This is a genomic window from Pseudomonas sp. DTU12.1, from assembly GCF_009873475.1.
Classification (GTDB): Bacteria; Pseudomonadota; Gammaproteobacteria; order Pseudomonadales; family Pseudomonadaceae; genus Aquipseudomonas; species Aquipseudomonas proteolytica.
The window spans coordinates 5,465,322-5,479,385 of the sequence record NZ_CP045254.1 but is presented as its reverse complement, the minus strand read 5'-3'; the positions used below and the strand labels follow the sequence as shown (position 1 = coordinate 5,479,385).

The 14,064-nt window shown below is 54.8% G+C and carries 26 protein-coding genes; all 26 read left to right on the top strand.

The window, feature by feature from the left end:
* The first annotated feature begins 9 nt into the window (after positions 1 to 9).
* The 26 genes from rplB to bfr all read left to right on the top strand — a co-directional run bounded on the left by rplB (position 10) and on the right by bfr (position 14,051).
* Positions 10 to 834 carry a 50S ribosomal protein L2 gene (rplB, locus tag GDV60_RS24350; RefSeq protein ID WP_003176423.1) on the top strand — a complete coding sequence of 275 codons (825 nt, stop codon included), beginning with the start codon at positions 10 to 12 and terminating at the stop codon, positions 832 to 834.
* A 16-nt stretch (positions 835 to 850) separates the two neighbouring features.
* Positions 851 to 1,126 (top strand): 30S ribosomal protein S19, encoded by a 276-nt coding sequence (gene rpsS / locus GDV60_RS24345; protein ID WP_002555486.1) that lies wholly within the window; start codon positions 851 to 853, stop codon positions 1,124 to 1,126.
* Positions 1,127 to 1,137: 11 nt separating this feature from the next.
* Positions 1,138 to 1,470, top strand: a complete 333-nt coding sequence (gene rplV, locus GDV60_RS24340; RefSeq protein ID WP_003103908.1) for a 50S ribosomal protein L22 — start codon at positions 1,138 to 1,140, stop codon at positions 1,468 to 1,470.
* Positions 1,471 to 1,483: 13 nt separating this feature from the next.
* The gene (rpsC, locus tag GDV60_RS24335) at positions 1,484 to 2,170 is read left to right on the top strand and encodes a 30S ribosomal protein S3 (RefSeq protein ID WP_003176422.1); all 687 of its coding nucleotides are present in this window, start codon (positions 1,484 to 1,486) and stop codon (positions 2,168 to 2,170) included.
* Between the two features lie 12 nt (positions 2,171 to 2,182).
* Positions 2,183 to 2,596, top strand: coding sequence for a 50S ribosomal protein L16 (gene rplP, locus GDV60_RS24330; RefSeq protein WP_003232424.1), 414 nt, complete (start codon positions 2,183 to 2,185; stop codon positions 2,594 to 2,596).
* Entirely contained in the window at positions 2,596 to 2,787 is a 192-nt protein-coding gene (rpmC, locus tag GDV60_RS24325; RefSeq protein WP_002555481.1) for a 50S ribosomal protein L29, read from the top strand. The genes rplP and rpmC overlap by 1 nt, the downstream gene beginning before the upstream one ends.
* A gap of 2 nt (positions 2,788 to 2,789) precedes the next feature.
* Positions 2,790 to 3,056 carry a 30S ribosomal protein S17 gene (gene rpsQ / locus GDV60_RS24320; RefSeq protein WP_003176419.1) on the top strand — a complete coding sequence of 89 codons (267 nt, stop codon included), beginning with the start codon at positions 2,790 to 2,792 and terminating at the stop codon, positions 3,054 to 3,056.
* Positions 3,057 to 3,079: 23 nt separating this feature from the next.
* Positions 3,080 to 3,448 (top strand): 50S ribosomal protein L14, encoded by a 369-nt coding sequence (rplN, locus tag GDV60_RS24315; RefSeq protein WP_002555479.1) that lies wholly within the window; start codon positions 3,080 to 3,082, stop codon positions 3,446 to 3,448.
* Positions 3,449 to 3,459: 11 nt separating this feature from the next.
* Positions 3,460 to 3,774 carry a 50S ribosomal protein L24 gene (rplX, locus tag GDV60_RS24310; RefSeq protein WP_029299388.1) on the top strand — a complete coding sequence of 105 codons (315 nt, stop codon included), beginning with the start codon at positions 3,460 to 3,462 and terminating at the stop codon, positions 3,772 to 3,774.
* Positions 3,775 to 3,796: 22 nt separating this feature from the next.
* Positions 3,797 to 4,336: a 50S ribosomal protein L5 gene (gene rplE / locus GDV60_RS24305; RefSeq protein WP_003210069.1), complete on the top strand. Its 540-nt coding sequence runs from the start codon at positions 3,797 to 3,799 to the stop codon at positions 4,334 to 4,336.
* A gap of 13 nt (positions 4,337 to 4,349) precedes the next feature.
* Positions 4,350 to 4,655 (top strand): 30S ribosomal protein S14, encoded by a 306-nt coding sequence (gene rpsN / locus GDV60_RS24300; protein WP_003176414.1) that lies wholly within the window; start codon positions 4,350 to 4,352, stop codon positions 4,653 to 4,655.
* Positions 4,656 to 4,863: 208 nt separating this feature from the next.
* The gene (gene rpsH, locus GDV60_RS24295; RefSeq protein ID WP_017848802.1) at positions 4,864 to 5,256 is read left to right on the top strand and encodes a 30S ribosomal protein S8; all 393 of its coding nucleotides are present in this window, start codon (positions 4,864 to 4,866) and stop codon (positions 5,254 to 5,256) included.
* 12 nt (positions 5,257 to 5,268) lie between these two features.
* Entirely contained in the window at positions 5,269 to 5,802 is a 534-nt protein-coding gene (gene rplF / locus GDV60_RS24290) for a 50S ribosomal protein L6 (protein WP_003176412.1), read from the top strand.
* Positions 5,803 to 5,812: 10 nt separating this feature from the next.
* Positions 5,813 to 6,163, top strand: coding sequence for a 50S ribosomal protein L18 (rplR, locus tag GDV60_RS24285; RefSeq protein ID WP_003186037.1), 351 nt, complete (start codon positions 5,813 to 5,815; stop codon positions 6,161 to 6,163).
* 3 nt (positions 6,164 to 6,166) lie between these two features.
* Positions 6,167 to 6,667 (top strand): 30S ribosomal protein S5, encoded by a 501-nt coding sequence (gene rpsE, locus GDV60_RS24280; protein ID WP_003186035.1) that lies wholly within the window; start codon positions 6,167 to 6,169, stop codon positions 6,665 to 6,667.
* Between the two features lie 2 nt (positions 6,668 to 6,669).
* A complete protein-coding gene (gene rpmD, locus GDV60_RS24275) occupies positions 6,670 to 6,846 on the top strand; it encodes a 50S ribosomal protein L30 (RefSeq protein ID WP_003176408.1) in 177 nt (58 codons plus the stop codon).
* 3 nt (positions 6,847 to 6,849) lie between these two features.
* Positions 6,850 to 7,287: a 50S ribosomal protein L15 gene (gene rplO / locus GDV60_RS24270; protein ID WP_016969471.1), complete on the top strand. Its 438-nt coding sequence runs from the start codon at positions 6,850 to 6,852 to the stop codon at positions 7,285 to 7,287.
* Complete coding sequence (secY, locus tag GDV60_RS24265) at positions 7,288 to 8,616, top strand: preprotein translocase subunit SecY (protein ID WP_018612224.1); 1,329 nt, start codon at positions 7,288 to 7,290, stop codon at positions 8,614 to 8,616.
* 28 nt (positions 8,617 to 8,644) lie between these two features.
* Positions 8,645 to 8,761 (top strand): 50S ribosomal protein L36, encoded by a 117-nt coding sequence (rpmJ, locus tag GDV60_RS24260; RefSeq protein WP_002555468.1) that lies wholly within the window; start codon positions 8,645 to 8,647, stop codon positions 8,759 to 8,761.
* A 129-nt stretch (positions 8,762 to 8,890) separates the two neighbouring features.
* Complete coding sequence (gene rpsM, locus GDV60_RS24255) at positions 8,891 to 9,247, top strand: 30S ribosomal protein S13 (RefSeq protein ID WP_024077676.1); 357 nt, start codon at positions 8,891 to 8,893, stop codon at positions 9,245 to 9,247.
* A 30-nt stretch (positions 9,248 to 9,277) separates the two neighbouring features.
* Positions 9,278 to 9,667 carry a 30S ribosomal protein S11 gene (rpsK, locus tag GDV60_RS24250; RefSeq protein ID WP_002555466.1) on the top strand — a complete coding sequence of 130 codons (390 nt, stop codon included), beginning with the start codon at positions 9,278 to 9,280 and terminating at the stop codon, positions 9,665 to 9,667.
* Between the two features lie 18 nt (positions 9,668 to 9,685).
* Positions 9,686 to 10,306, top strand: coding sequence for a 30S ribosomal protein S4 (rpsD, locus tag GDV60_RS24245; RefSeq protein ID WP_003210056.1), 621 nt, complete (start codon positions 9,686 to 9,688; stop codon positions 10,304 to 10,306).
* A 22-nt stretch (positions 10,307 to 10,328) separates the two neighbouring features.
* On the top strand, positions 10,329 to 11,330 hold the full coding sequence (gene rpoA, locus GDV60_RS24240; RefSeq protein ID WP_003176403.1) for a DNA-directed RNA polymerase subunit alpha: 1,002 nt from the start codon (positions 10,329 to 10,331) through the stop codon (positions 11,328 to 11,330).
* A 41-nt stretch (positions 11,331 to 11,371) separates the two neighbouring features.
* Positions 11,372 to 11,758 carry a 50S ribosomal protein L17 gene (gene rplQ / locus GDV60_RS24235; RefSeq protein WP_007918448.1) on the top strand — a complete coding sequence of 129 codons (387 nt, stop codon included), beginning with the start codon at positions 11,372 to 11,374 and terminating at the stop codon, positions 11,756 to 11,758.
* 227 nt (positions 11,759 to 11,985) lie between these two features.
* Positions 11,986 to 13,431, top strand: a complete 1,446-nt coding sequence (locus GDV60_RS24230) for a catalase (RefSeq protein WP_029299400.1) — start codon at positions 11,986 to 11,988, stop codon at positions 13,429 to 13,431.
* Between the two features lie 155 nt (positions 13,432 to 13,586).
* Positions 13,587 to 14,051, top strand: a complete 465-nt coding sequence (gene bfr, locus GDV60_RS24225; RefSeq protein WP_029299402.1) for a bacterioferritin — start codon at positions 13,587 to 13,589, stop codon at positions 14,049 to 14,051.
* Positions 14,052 to 14,064 lie beyond the last annotated feature (13 nt).

The following is a 14,064-nucleotide window of genomic DNA, read 5'->3' as shown; positions in this document are numbered from 1 at the left end:
GGGTGCATCATGGCAATCGTTAAATGCAAACCGACTTCCCCTGGCCGCCGTTTTGTGGTCAAGGTGGTCAACCAGGAGCTGCATAAAGGCGCTCCTCACGCACCGCTGCTCGAGAAGAAATCGAAGACTGGTGGTCGTAACAACAATGGTCGTATTACCACTCGTCACATCGGTGGTGGCCATAAGCAGCATTATCGTCTGGTCGATTTCCGTCGCAACGACAAAGATGGCATCTCTGCCACTGTCGAGCGTATCGAATACGATCCAAACCGTACTGCTCACATCGCTCTGCTGCTGTACGCAGATGGCGAGCGTCGCTATATCATCGCGCCTAAAGGCGTGAGTGCTGGCGACCAGCTGATCGCAGGTGCCCTGGCACCGATCAAGCCGGGCAACGCTCTGCAACTGCGTAACATTCCAGTTGGTAGCACCGTACACGGCATCGAATTGAAGCCAGGTAAAGGCGCACAGATCGCTCGTTCCGCTGGTGCTTCGGCTCAGCTGATCGCTCGTGAAGGTGTCTACGTGACCCTGCGTCTGCGTTCTGGTGAGATGCGTAAAGTACTGGCTGAATGCCGTGCGACCCTGGGCGAAGTCTCGAACTCCGAGCACAGCCTGCGTTCGCTGGGTAAAGCTGGTGCCAAACGCTGGCGTGGCGTTCGCCCAACCGTTCGTGGTGTTGCCATGAACCCGGTTGACCACCCACACGGTGGTGGTGAAGGTCGTACCTCTGGTGGTCGTCATCCGGTATCGCCATGGGGCTTCCCGACTAAGGGCGCGAAGACTCGTGGTAATAAGCGTACCGACAAAATGATCGTCCGTCGTCGCAAGTAAATAGAGGGATACGACAGTGCCACGTTCTCTGAAAAAAGGTCCTTTTATTGATCTTCACCTACTGAAGAAGATCGAAGTGGCGGCGGAAAAGAACGATCGCAAACCAGTTAAGACCTGGTCGCGCCGTTCTATGATCCTGCCACAAATGGTCGGTTTGACCATCGCAGTACACAACGGTCGTCAACACGTCCCAGTTCTCGTTAACGAAGACATGGTCGGCCACAAACTGGGCGAGTTTGCCGGTACCCGCACTTACCGTGGGCACGTGGCAGACAAGAAAGCCAAGCGTTAAGGGGTTAGGAAATGGAAGTAGCCGCTAAGTTGTCGGGCGCTCGAATCTCCGCCCAGAAAGCCCGCTTGGTCGCCGACCAGATCCGCGGGAAGAAGGTGGGCGAAGCGCTCAACCTGTTGGCTTTCAGCAGTAAGAAAGCCGCCGAGATCATGAAGAAAGTGCTGGAGTCGGCCGTAGCCAACGCCGAGCATAACGAAGGCGCAGACGTTGATGACCTGAAGGTCAGCACCGTTTTCGTCAACGAAGGGCGTTCGCTGAAGCGTATCATGCCGCGTGCCAAAGGCCGTGCTGATCGCATCGTCAAGCGGTCTTGCCATATCACTGTCAAGGTTGCTGACAAGTAACGGAGTCGAAGAGATGGGTCAGAAAGTACATCCCATTGGCATTCGCCTGGGAATCGTCAAGGAGCACACCTCCGTCTGGTACGCAGACGGTCGGACTTATGCGGACTATTTGTTCGCTGATCTGAAGGTGCGTGAGTATCTCCAAGACAAACTAAAAAGCGCGTCCGTAAGCCGTATCGATATCCATCGTCCGGCTCAAACTGCACGTATCACCATCCACACCGCTCGTCCAGGTATCGTTATCGGGAAGAAAGGTGAAGATGTTGAGAAACTGCGTCAGGACCTGACCAAGCAAATGGGTGTGCCTGTGCACATCAATATCGAAGAGATCCGCAAGCCGGAGCTCGACGGTATGCTGGTTGCGCAGAGCGTAGCTCAGCAGCTGGAGCGCCGCGTAATGTTCCGTCGTGCTATGAAGCGCGCCGTGCAGAACGCAATGCGTATTGGTGCCAAGGGCATCAAAATCCAAGTGAGCGGTCGTCTCGGCGGTGCTGAAATCGCACGTACTGAATGGTATCGCGAAGGTCGTGTGCCGTTGCACACCCTGCGTGCCGACATCGACTATGCCAACTACGAAGCTCACACCACTTACGGTGTGATCGGTGTAAAGGTTTGGATCTTCAAAGGCGAAGTAATTGGTGGTCGCCAAGAAGAACTGAAACCACAAGCACCAGCGCCTCGTAAAAAAGCTGCTAAGTAAGGGGTACGCCAAATGTTGCAACCTAAGCGTACGAAGTTCCGCAAGCAGATGACAGGCCACAACCGTGGTCTGGCTCAGCGCGGTAGCAAAGTCAGCTTCGGCGAGTTCGCGCTGAAGTCTGTAGCTCGTGGTCGTCTCACCGCTCGTCAGATCGAGTCAGCGCGTCGTGCACTGACCCGTCACGTAAAACGTGGCGGCAAGATCTGGATCCGTGTATTCCCGGACAAGCCGATCTCCAAAAAGCCTCTCGAGGTTCGGATGGGTAAAGGTAAGGGTAACGTGGAATACTGGGTAGCCCAGATTCAGCCAGGCAAAGTCCTGTATGAAATCGAGGGTGTAACTGAAGAGCTGGCGCGTGAGGCTTTTGCCCTGGCTGCTGCAAAGCTGCCGCTCGCCACCGCCTTTGTTAAACGGACGGTGATGTGATGAAAGCGAATGAACTTCGTGAAAAATCCGCACAGCAGCTGAACGAGCAACTGCTCGGCCTGCTGCGCGACCAGTTCAATCTGCGTATGCAGAAAGCAACTGGCCAGTTGGGGCAGTCTCATCTGCTCTCGCAAGTTAAGCGTGACATTGCTCGCGTGAAGACTGTGCTCAACCAGCAGGCAGGTAAGTGATCATGGCTGAAGCCGAAAAGACTGTCCGTACGCTGACTGGCCGTGTTGTCAGCGACAAGATGGACAAAACCATCACCGTTTTGATCGAGCGTCGCGTTAAGCACCCGATCTACGGTAAATATGTTAAGCGTTCGACTAAGCTGCACGCGCACGACGAAACCAACCAGTGCCACATCGGCGACAAAGTCACTATTCGTGAAACTCGTCCGCTGGCCAAGACTAAGTCTTGGGCGCTGGTTGATGTTCTCGAACGCGCTGTGGAAGTCTAAGGACTAGGGGTCGGAGAAATTATATGATTCAGACTCAATCCATGCTCGATGTGGCCGATAACAGCGGCGCTCGCCGTGTTATGTGCATCAAGGTGCTGGGTGGCTCCCATCGTCGTTACGCTGGTATCGGTGACATCATCAAAGTTACCGTCAAGGAAGCAATTCCTCGCGGTAAAGTGAAAAAAGGCCAAGTGATGACTGCTGTTGTAGTCCGCACTCGTCACGGCGTACGTCGTGCTGATGGCTCCATTATCCGCTTTGATGGCAACGCTGCTGTTCTTCTGAACAACAAGCAAGAGCCGATCGGCACCCGTATCTTTGGGCCAGTGACCCGTGAACTTCGTACTGAGAAGTTCATGAAGATCGTCTCGCTCGCCCCAGAAGTGCTGTAAGGAGATCCGACATGCAAAAGATTCGTCGTGACGACGAGATCATCGTGATCGCCGGCAAAGACAAAGGTAAGCGCGGTAAGGTGCTGAAGGTTCTTGCTGATGACCGTCTGGTCATTGGTGGTCTGAACCTGGTCAAGCGTCATACCAAGCCTAACCCCGCGTCGGGCGTACAGGGCGGTATCGTCGAGAAAGAAGCGCCATTGCACGCTTCTAACGTCGCCATCTTCAACGGCGAAACCAACAAGGCTGACCGCGTTGGTTTCAAAGTAGAAGACGGTAAGAAAATTCGTGTCTTCAAGTCGACCCAAAAAGCGGTTGATGCTTGAACACTGCTAGGTAGATAAGACCATGGCACGACTAAAAGAGATTTACCGGAAGGAAATCGCTCCGAAGCTTAAGGAAGAACTTAAGCTTTCGAACGTGATGGAAGTTCCGCGCGTTACCAAAATCACCCTGAACATGGGTCTGGGCGAAGCGATCGGTGACAAAAAAGTCATCGAGCACGCTGTTGCTGACCTGGAAAAGATCACCGGTCAAAAAGTCGTTGTGACTTACGCTCGGAAATCCATCGCTGGCTTTAAAGTCCGTGAAGGTTGGCCGATCGGTGTCAAAGTGACTCTGCGCCGTGAGCGTATGTACGAGTTCCTGGATCGTCTGCTGTCGATCTCCCTGCCTCGGGTTCGCGACTTCCGCGGCCTGAATGCCAAGTCCTTCGATGGTCGTGGTAACTACAGCATGGGCGTGAAAGAGCAGATCATCTTCCCGGAAATCGACTACGACAAGATCGATGCTCTCCGCGGTCTGGACATCACCCTGACCACCACTGCCAAGAACGATGATGAAGGCCGCGCTCTGCTGCGTGCGTTCAAATTCCCGTTCCGCAACTGATTGGAGTAGGACCATGGCCAAGATGAGCATGAAAAACCGCGAGCTGAAGCGTCAGCTCACGGTTGCCAAGTACGCCAAGAAGCGTGCAGCACTGAAAGCTATCATCGTTGATCTGAACGCAAGTCCAGAGGCGCGTTGGGAAGCTACAGTAGCTCTGCAGAAGCAGCCACGTGACGCAAGCGCCTCGCGCATGCGTAACCGCTGCCGCCTGACCGGTCGTCCACACGGCGTTTACCGCAAGTTCGGCCTCGGCCGTAACAAACTGCGTGAAGCGGCAATGCGTGGTGACGTACCAGGTCTGGTTAAAGCCAGCTGGTAAGTACTTTCGAAGTCCAGGTGGTCAGGATCGCAAGATACTGACCACCGGTGGCCTAGAATCTGGAACAAGCCCCTTTTGGGGCTTGTTTCATTTCCGGAGTGTGTCTAAAATACGCGGCTCGCCTGAGCCCGTGTGTTTTATGCTCGGAGATTCTCGGTGACATATGTAGCCGCAAGGCTAATTTTTTTGTATTAGGAGCGTCTAGCCCATGAGTATGCAGGACCCGTTAGCGGACATGCTAACTCGTATCCGTAATGCCCAGATGGCTGAAAAGTCCGTCGTAAGCATGCCATCTTCCACGTTGAAGGTAGCTGTTGCCAAAGTCCTGAAAGACGAAGGCTACATTGCGGGTTATCAGATCAGCAGCGAAATCAAGCCACTGCTGTCCATCGAGCTGAAGTACTTCGAAGGCCGTCCGGTCATCGAGGAAGTGAAGCGCGTTAGCCGTCCAGGCCTGCGTCAGTACAAGTCCGTTGAAGATCTGCCGAAAGTTCGTGGCGGTCTCGGTGTGTCTATCGTCTCCACCAACAAAGGTGTGATGACGGATCGTGCTGCGCGCGCTGCCGGTGTCGGCGGCGAAGTTCTTTGCACTGTGTTCTAAGGGGGGATAAGCATGTCTCGCGTCGCTAAGAACCCCGTTAAGCTGCCAGCCGGTGTCGAAGTAAAATTCGCAGGCCAACAGCTTTCGGTGAAGGGTGCCAAGGGTACTCTTGAACTGAACATCCATTCGTCCGTTGAGATCGTTGAAGAAGCTGGTGAGCTGCGTTTCGCTGCTCGCAATGGCGATCAACAAACTCGCGCAATGGCCGGTACCACGCGTGCGTTGGTAAACAACATGGTCCAAGGCGTAAGCCAAGGCTTCGAGCGTAAGCTCCAGCTGGTCGGTGTTGGTTACAAAGCGCAAGCAAAAGGCACGGTTTTGAACCTGGCCCTTGGCTTCTCGCACCCAGTGGATTACGAACTGCCGGAAGGCATCACCGCTGAAACTCCTAGCCAGACCGATATCCTGATCAAGGGCATCGATAAGCAGCTGGTAGGTCAAGTGGCTGCCGAGATCCGCGACTTCCGTCCACCAGAGCCGTACAAAGGCAAAGGTGTGCGCTACGCGGACGAAGTCGTCCGTCGTAAAGAAGCCAAGAAGAAGTAGGGCATAGCAAATGACCGACAAAAAAGTTACTCGACTGCGTCGCGCTCGCAAAGCACGCCTGAAAATGCACGAACTCGAAGTCGTGCGTCTCTGCGTGTTCCGCTCGTCGCAGCACATCTACGCCCAGGTCATCTCGGCCGACGGCAACAAAGTCCTGGCAAGCGCCTCGACTTTGGATAAAGAACTGCGTGATGGTGCCACTGGCAACATCGACGCGGCCACTAAGGTTGGCCAGCTGGTCGCTACGCGTGCTAAGGCCGCTGGCGTCTCGCAAGTGGCTTTCGACCGCTCTGGCTTCAAGTACCACGGCCGCGTTAAAGCGCTGGCTGATGCTGCTCGTGAAGCTGGGCTGGAGTTCTAAGTTATGTCAAATAACGACCAAAAGCGCGACGAAGGCTACATTGAGAAGCTGGTTCAAGTTAACCGCGTAGCCAAGACCGTTAAAGGCGGCCGTATCTTCACCTTCACCGCGTTGACCGTGGTTGGTGATGGTAAGGGCCGTGTTGGCTTCGGCCGTGGCAAGTCGCGTGAAGTGCCTGCTGCGATCCAGAAGGCAATGGAAGCTGCTCGTCGCAACATGATCCAAGTTGACCTGAACGGCACCACCCTGCAGTACGCAATGAAGTCTGCCCATGGCGCTTCGAAGGTGTACATGCAGCCTGCCTCTGAAGGTACCGGTATCATCGCTGGCGGCGCTATGCGTGCTGTCCTCGAGGTTGCTGGCGTTCAGAACGTTCTGGCCAAGTGCTACGGCTCGACTAACCCGGTAAACGTGGTTCACGCCACTTTCAAAGGTTTGAAAGCTATGCAATCTCCTGAATCCATTGCCGCCAAGCGTGGCAAAAGCGTCAAGGAGATCTTCTGATCATGGCTACCGTTAAAGTAACGCTGATCAAAAGCATGACCGGCCGCATCCCTAACCACAAATTGTGCGTTAAGGGTTTGGGTCTGCGTCGCATCGGTCACACTGTAGAAGTCCAGGATACTCCCGAGAATCGCGGGATGATCAACAAGGCTTACTACATGCTGCGTGTCGAGGGTTAATCGATGAAACTCAATGATCTGAGTCCAGCGCCGGGTTCCCGTCGCGAAAAGCATCGTCCGGGCCGTGGTATCGGTAGCGGTTTGGGTAAGACTGGTGGCCGTGGCCACAAAGGTCAAACCTCCCGCTCCGGTGGCACCATCGCTCCAGGCTTTGAAGGCGGTCAACAGCCGCTGCATCGTCGCCTGCCGAAGTTCGGTTTCGTTTCCCTGAAGGCCATGGATCGCGCAGAAGTGCGTTTGTCCGAACTGGCTAAAGTGGAAGGCGACATCGTTACTCTGCAGACCCTGAAAGATGCCAACGTGATCAACGTCAACGTACAGCGTGTGAAAATCATGCTGTCCGGTGAAGTGACTCGCGCTGTCACTATCGGCAAGGGAATCGGCGCCACCAAAGGTGCGCGTTCGGCTATCGAAGCAGCTGGCGGCAAGTTCGAGGAATAAATGGCTAAGCAAGGTGCTCTCTCAGCGCTCGGCAAAGGCGGTATGTCTGAACTTTGGGCTCGTCTGCGTTTTCTGTTCCTGGCGATTATCGTCTACCGAATAGGCGCACACATCCCGGTTCCAGGTATCAACCCGGACCGACTCGCAGACCTGTTTCGACAGAATGAGGGGACCATTCTTAGCTTGTTCAACATGTTTTCCGGCGGCGCGCTGGAGCGGATGAGCATCTTTGCACTGGGGATCATGCCGTACATTTCGGCATCGATCATCATGCAGTTGATGAGCGCCGTCAGCCCGCAGCTGGAGCAGTTGAAGAAGGAAGGTGAAGCTGGTCGTCGCAAGATTAGCCAGTACACCCGCTACCTCACTGTCGTTCTTGCTCTTGTCCAGGCTGTTGGCATGTCCATCGGTCTGGCAGGGCAGGGCGTAGCGTTCACTGGTGACTTTGGCTTCCATTTCGTCGCGGTAACCACATTTGTGGCTGGTGCGATGTTCATGATGTGGCTGGGTGAGCAGATTACTGAGCGTGGTGTTGGCAACGGTATCTCGATGTTGATTTTCGCAGGTATCGTCGCCGGTCTTCCGAGGGCAATCGGGCAGTCTTTCGAGTCTGCACGTCAGGGTGATATCAATATCTTCGCCTTGGTTGCCATCGGTTTGCTGGCAGTAGCGATTATCGGTTTTGTGGTGTTCATTGAGCGTGGTCAGCGTCGTATTGCTGTTCACTACGCTAAGCGTCAGCAGGGCCGCAAGGTCTTCGCTGCGCAGACCAGCCACTTGCCGCTGAAAGTGAATATGGCCGGTGTTATTCCTGCTATCTTCGCGAGCAGCATTTTGCTGTTTCCGGCTTCGTTGGGTGCCTGGTTCGGTCAGTCTGAAGGTATGGGCTGGTTGCAGGACATCTCGCAGTCGATCGCTCCTGGTCAGCCGTTGAATATTCTGCTGTTTAGTGCAGGGATTATTTTCTTCTGCTTCTTCTATACGGCGTTGATGTTCAATCCGAAAGACGTAGCGGAAAACCTGAAGAAGTCCGGTGCCTTTATTCCGGGTATTCGTCCGGGCGAGCAGTCGGCGCGCTACATTGATGGCGTTCTGACCCGTTTGACCCTGTTCGGTGCTCTATATATGACGGCCGTGTGCTTGTTGCCCCAGTTCCTGGTGGTTGCAGCCAACGTTCCGTTCTACCTTGGCGGGACCTCGTTGCTGATCGTCGTCGTGGTTGTGATGGACTTCATGTCCCAAGTACAATCGCACCTCGTTTCGCACCAGTACGAATCCCTGATGAAGAAAGCCAACCTGAAGGGCTACGGCAGCGGCATGTTGCGCTGAGTACCCCATAAGGTTCGAGGAGTTGGTGATGAAAGTTCGTGCATCGGTGAAAAAGCTGTGCCGTAACTGCAAGATTATTCGCCGCGAAGGTGTTGTTCGAGTAATTTGCAGCGCGGAACCGCGTCACAAACAGCGCCAAGGCTGAGTGTGATCCGCTTGAAGCCCGGCAGCTAGTGCGCTGCCGGGTTGATTATTTGTTATTACAGCGATATTATCTCGCGCCCTATTTCTTGGCTTCCGGGGCGTAGGTAGCTGTCAATTGGAGTCCCACTGAATGGCCCGTATTGCAGGCGTTAACATTCCAGATAACAAGCACACTGTTATCTCGCTGACCTACATCTATGGTGTTGGTCGCACTACTGCGCAGAAAATTTGCGCAGTTGCTGGGGTAAACCCAGCCGCTAAGATCAAGGATCTGAGCGACGAGCAGATTGAATTGCTGCGTGGCGAAGTGGCGAAGTTCACCACTGAAGGTGACCTGCGTCGCGAAATCAACATGAAAATCAAGCGTTTGATGGACCTCGGTTGCTATCGCGGTCTGCGTCATCGTCGTGGTCTTCCAGTACGCGGTCAGCGTACCAAGACTAACGCGCGTACCCGTAAAGGTCCGCGTAAGCCGATCCGCAAGTAATCGCCCCAGCGAATCGACAGGAAAATTATCATGGCAAAACCTGCTGCTCGTCCTCGTAAAAAAGTTAAAAAGACAGTGGTTGATGGCATCGCCCACATCCATGCATCTTTTAACAACACCATCGTGACCATCACCGACCGTCAAGGTAACGCGCTTTCTTGGGCTACCTCTGGTGGTTCGGGTTTCCGCGGTTCCCGCAAGTCCACCCCGTTTGCTGCTCAAGTAGCTGCTGAACGTGCTGGTCAAGCTGCGCTGGAATATGGCCTGAAAAACCTCGACGTTAACGTCAAGGGTCCAGGTCCAGGTCGTGAGTCTGCTGTCCGTGCTTTGAACGGCTGTGGCTATAAGATCGCCAGCATCACCGACGTGACGCCAATCCCGCACAACGGGTGCCGTCCGCCGAAGAAGCGCCGCGTGTAATCCAGGAGATTGTAAAGAATGGCTCGTTACATTGGTCCAAAATGCAAACTCGCTCGTCGCGAAGGCACCGATCTCTTTCTGAAGAGCGGCGTGCGCGCGATCGAATCGAAGTGCAACATTGAAGCAGCACCTGGTATCCACGGCCAACGCCGCGGTCGCCAGTCCGACTACGGCACCCAACTGCGTGAAAAGCAGAAGGTCCGTCGTATCTACGGCGTTCTCGAGCGTCAGTTCAGCGGCTACTACAAAGAAGCTGCTGGCAAGAAAGGTGCAACCGGTGAAAACCTGCTGCAACTGCTCGAATGCCGTCTGGACAACGTTGTATACCGTATGGGCTTTGGTTCGACTCGTGCCGAATCCCGTCAGCTGGTATCGCACAAATCCGTCAGCGTAAACGGCCAAACCGTTAACGTCCCGTCCTACCAGGTTCGTGCTGGTGACGTGGTCGCGATTCGCGAGAAAGCAAAAAACCAACTTCGCATTGTCCAAGCTCTCGATCTGTGTGCCCAACGTGGCCGCGTAGAATGGGTAGAAGTAGACACTGAGAAGAAGTCGGGCGTTTTCAAGAACGTTCCTGCTCGCAGTGATCTGTCCGCCGACATCAACGAAAGCCTGATTGTCGAGCTCTACTCCAAGTAAGGGCTAGAAAATAGGTGCATCCATGCAGATTTCGGTAAATGAGTTCCTGACACCCCGCCACATTGATGTGCAGGTTGTCAGTCCAACCCGCGCCAAGATCACTCTCGAGCCTCTCGAGCGTGGTTTTGGCCACACCCTGGGCAACGCGCTGCGCCGCATCCTGTTGTCCTCAATGCCCGGCTGTGCAGTAGTCGAGGCCGAGATTGACGGTGTGCTCCACGAGTACAGCGCCATCGAAGGTGTACAGGAAGACGTAATTGAAATCCTGTTGAACCTTAAAGGTCTGGCTATCAAGCTGCACGGCCGTGACGAAGTTACGCTGACCTTGTCGAAGAAGGGTTCGGGGGTGGTTACCGCTGCCGATATTCAGCTGGATCATGATGTCGAGATCGTTAACCCCGATCACGTAATCGCTAACCTGGCGTCTAACGGCGCTTTGAACATGAAGCTCACCGTAGCTCGTGGTCGTGGTTATGAACCGGCCGACTCGCGTCAGAGCGATGAAGACGAAAGCCGCAGCATTGGTCGCTTGCAGCTTGACTCTTCGTTCAGCCCGGTTCGCCGCATCGCATACGTGGTGGAAAACGCCCGTGTCGAGCAGCGTACTAACCTGGACAAGCTGGTTATTGATCTGGAAACCAACGGTACTCTGGATCCTGAAGAGGCTATTCGCCGCGCTGCAACCATTCTGCAACAGCAGTTGGCTGCGTTCGTCGACCTCAAAGGTGACAGCGAACCAGTGGTAATCGAGCAGGAAGACGAGATCGATCCGATCCTGCTTCGCCCGGTTGACGATCTGGAACTGACTGTACGTTCGGCTAACTGCCTTAAGGCGGAAAACATTTACTACATCGGTGACCTGATCCAGCGCACCGAAGTAGAACTGTTGAAGACTCCGAACCTGGGCAAGAAATCCTTGACTGAAATCAAGGACGTTCTGGCCTCCCGCGGTCTGTCCCTCGGCATGCGCCTCGACAACTGGCCGCCTGCAAGTCTTAAGAAGGACGACAAGGCGACTGCCTGATCGTCGTAATCACCGAACGTGAGTTTGGTAAGGAATGAACCATGCGTCATCGTAAAAGTGGTCGTCACCTGAGCCGTACCAGCTCGCACCGCAAGGCCATGTTTCAAAACATGGCGGTGTCGCTGTTCGAGCACGAGCTGATTAAAACTACACTGCCGAAAGCCAAAGAACTGCGTCGCGTTGCTGAGCCGCTGATCACTTTGGCCAAGACAGACAGCCTGGCTAACCGCCGTCTGGCTTTCGACCGTACCCGTTCGAAGGCTATCGTTGGTAAGCTCTTCAACGACCTGGGCAAGCGTTATGCTACCCGTGAGGGTGGCTACCTGCGCATCCTCAAGTGCGGTTTCCGCACTGGCGACAACGCGCCTATGGCGTACGTCGAGTTGGTTGATCGTGCTACTGCTGGCGAAGCTGTATCCGCCGAGTAAGACGACAGTCTGCTACGAAAAACCGGGCCTAGTGCCCGGTTTTTTGTGGGCGATAGAAAAGCCCATGGCGGGTCTTGATTGAGTTTTGGCTATGCGAGCCAGTACATCGTTAGTAATTAACTATCGATAGGCATGATTTAATAAATTTGATGGTGTCATCTTCCTGGTCAATACTTCTTCCAAGCCGATTAGCCGGCAGTTCCAAGACTGACCTGAGGAAATTGAGCATGAGCCAGAAAACCCTTACAACCGCCAGCGGCGCTCCCGTTGCCGATAATCAGAATTCCCGTTCCGCCGGCCCGCGTGGCCCGTTGCTGCTCGACGACTTCCACCTGATCGAGAAGCTTGCCCACTTCAACCGTGAAAACATCCCAGAGCGTCGTGTACACGCCAAAGGCTCGGGAGCGTACGGAACCTTCACGGTCACCAAAGACATCACCCAGTACACCAGCGCCAAGCTGTTTGAAGCTGTTGGTAAGCAGACGCCGACCTTCTTGCGCTTCTCGACAGTCGGTGGCGAGCGCGGCTCCGCAGATACCGAGCGCGACCCACGTGGCTTTGCGTTGAAGTTCTACACCGAAGAAGGCAACTGGGACATTGTCGGTAACAACACCCCGGTGTTCTTTATCCGTGACCCGCTGAAATTCCCTGACTTTATCCACACCCAAAAGCGCCTGCCGCAAAGCAACCTGAAAAGCGCGCAAATGATGTGGGACTTCTGGTCGCATTCGCCTGAGGCGCTGCACCAGGTCACCATTCTGTTTTCAGACCGTGGCATCCCGGACGGCTACCGTCACATGCACGGCTTCGGTAGCCATACCTACAGCTTGATCAGCGCCAATGGCGAGCGTCACTGGGTGAAGTGGCACTACAAGACCAAGCAAGGCATCAAGAATCTGGCGCCTGCCGATGCGGCGCGCATTGCGGGTACTGACCCGGATTACGCCCAGCGCGATCTGTTTGAGGCCATCGAGCGTGGTGACTTCCCGAAATGGCGCGTCTGCATCCAGATCATGACTGAAGCCCAGGCCAACGCTCACTACGAGAATCCCTTCGACGTGACCAAGACCTGGTCGCAAAAAGAGTTTCCGCTGATTGAGGTCGGTGAGTTGGAGTTGAACCGCAACCCACTGAACTACTTCGCCGAAGTGGAGCAGGCAGCGTTCGGCCCAAGCAACATGGTGCCAGGTGTCGGTCTGTCCCCGGACCGCATGCTGCAAGGCCGTGTATTCGCTTACGCCGACGCGCACCGCTACCGGATTGGCACTAACCATCAGCACCTGCCGGTGAATGCTTCGCGCAGTCCGGTCCATAACTACCAGCGTGATGGCTCTATGGCGTTTGGCAGCAACGGTGGCGCGGCTCCCAACTACGAGCCTAATAGCTATGGGGACGCACCTAAGCAGGCGCCGCAGTACGCAGAACCTGCCTTGGCACTCAGTGGCGCGGCGGATCGTTATGATCACCGTGAAGACACCGATTATTACAGCCATGCCGGTGCGCTGTTCCGCCTGATGAATGCCGAGCAAAAAGCGCTGTTGATCAACAACATCGCCGGCGCGATGGCGGGTGTTTCCAGCGATGTGGTTCAACGTCAGCTGCAACACTTCTTCAAGGCAGATGCGGCTTATGGAGAAGGAATCGCAACTGCGCTGGGTGTATCGCTTAACTAACTCTAAGTGATAAGCAGAACCGCCCTCATTTGGGCGGTTTTTGCGTTATTTCAGCTACTTTTCTCCGGAAATCTTCACTTTTCTGCCGTTCGTCCCGTGACCTGCAGGTCAGCATGGTTCAAACTAGGGCCTTTCAAGCAGGGAGATGTAGGGCGATGCAAGGTCACCCCGACGTAATCGATTACCTCAACACGTTGCTGACGGGCGAACTGGCAGCTCGTGACCAATATTTCATTCACTCGCGTATGTACGAAGACTGGGGCTTTACTGAGCTCTACGAGCGTATCAACCACGAAATGGAAGAAGAGGCACAGCACGCCGACGCGCTGATGCGTCGTATCCTGATGCTCGAAGGCACGCCGCGTATGCGTCCTGACGACCTGGATACCGGCACTACGGTGCCTGAGATGCTCGCCAGCGACTTGCGCCTGGAGTACAAAGTCCGCGCCGCGCTATGCAAGGGCATTGAGCTTTGCGAGAAGCACAACGACTACGTGACCCGGGAAATCCTACGCGTACAGTTGAATGACACTGAAGAAGATCACACCTACTGGCTGGAAAAGCAGTTGGGCCTGATCAAGTTGATCGGCCTGGAGAACTACCTGCAATCGCAGTTCTGATTCAGCCGGCAAT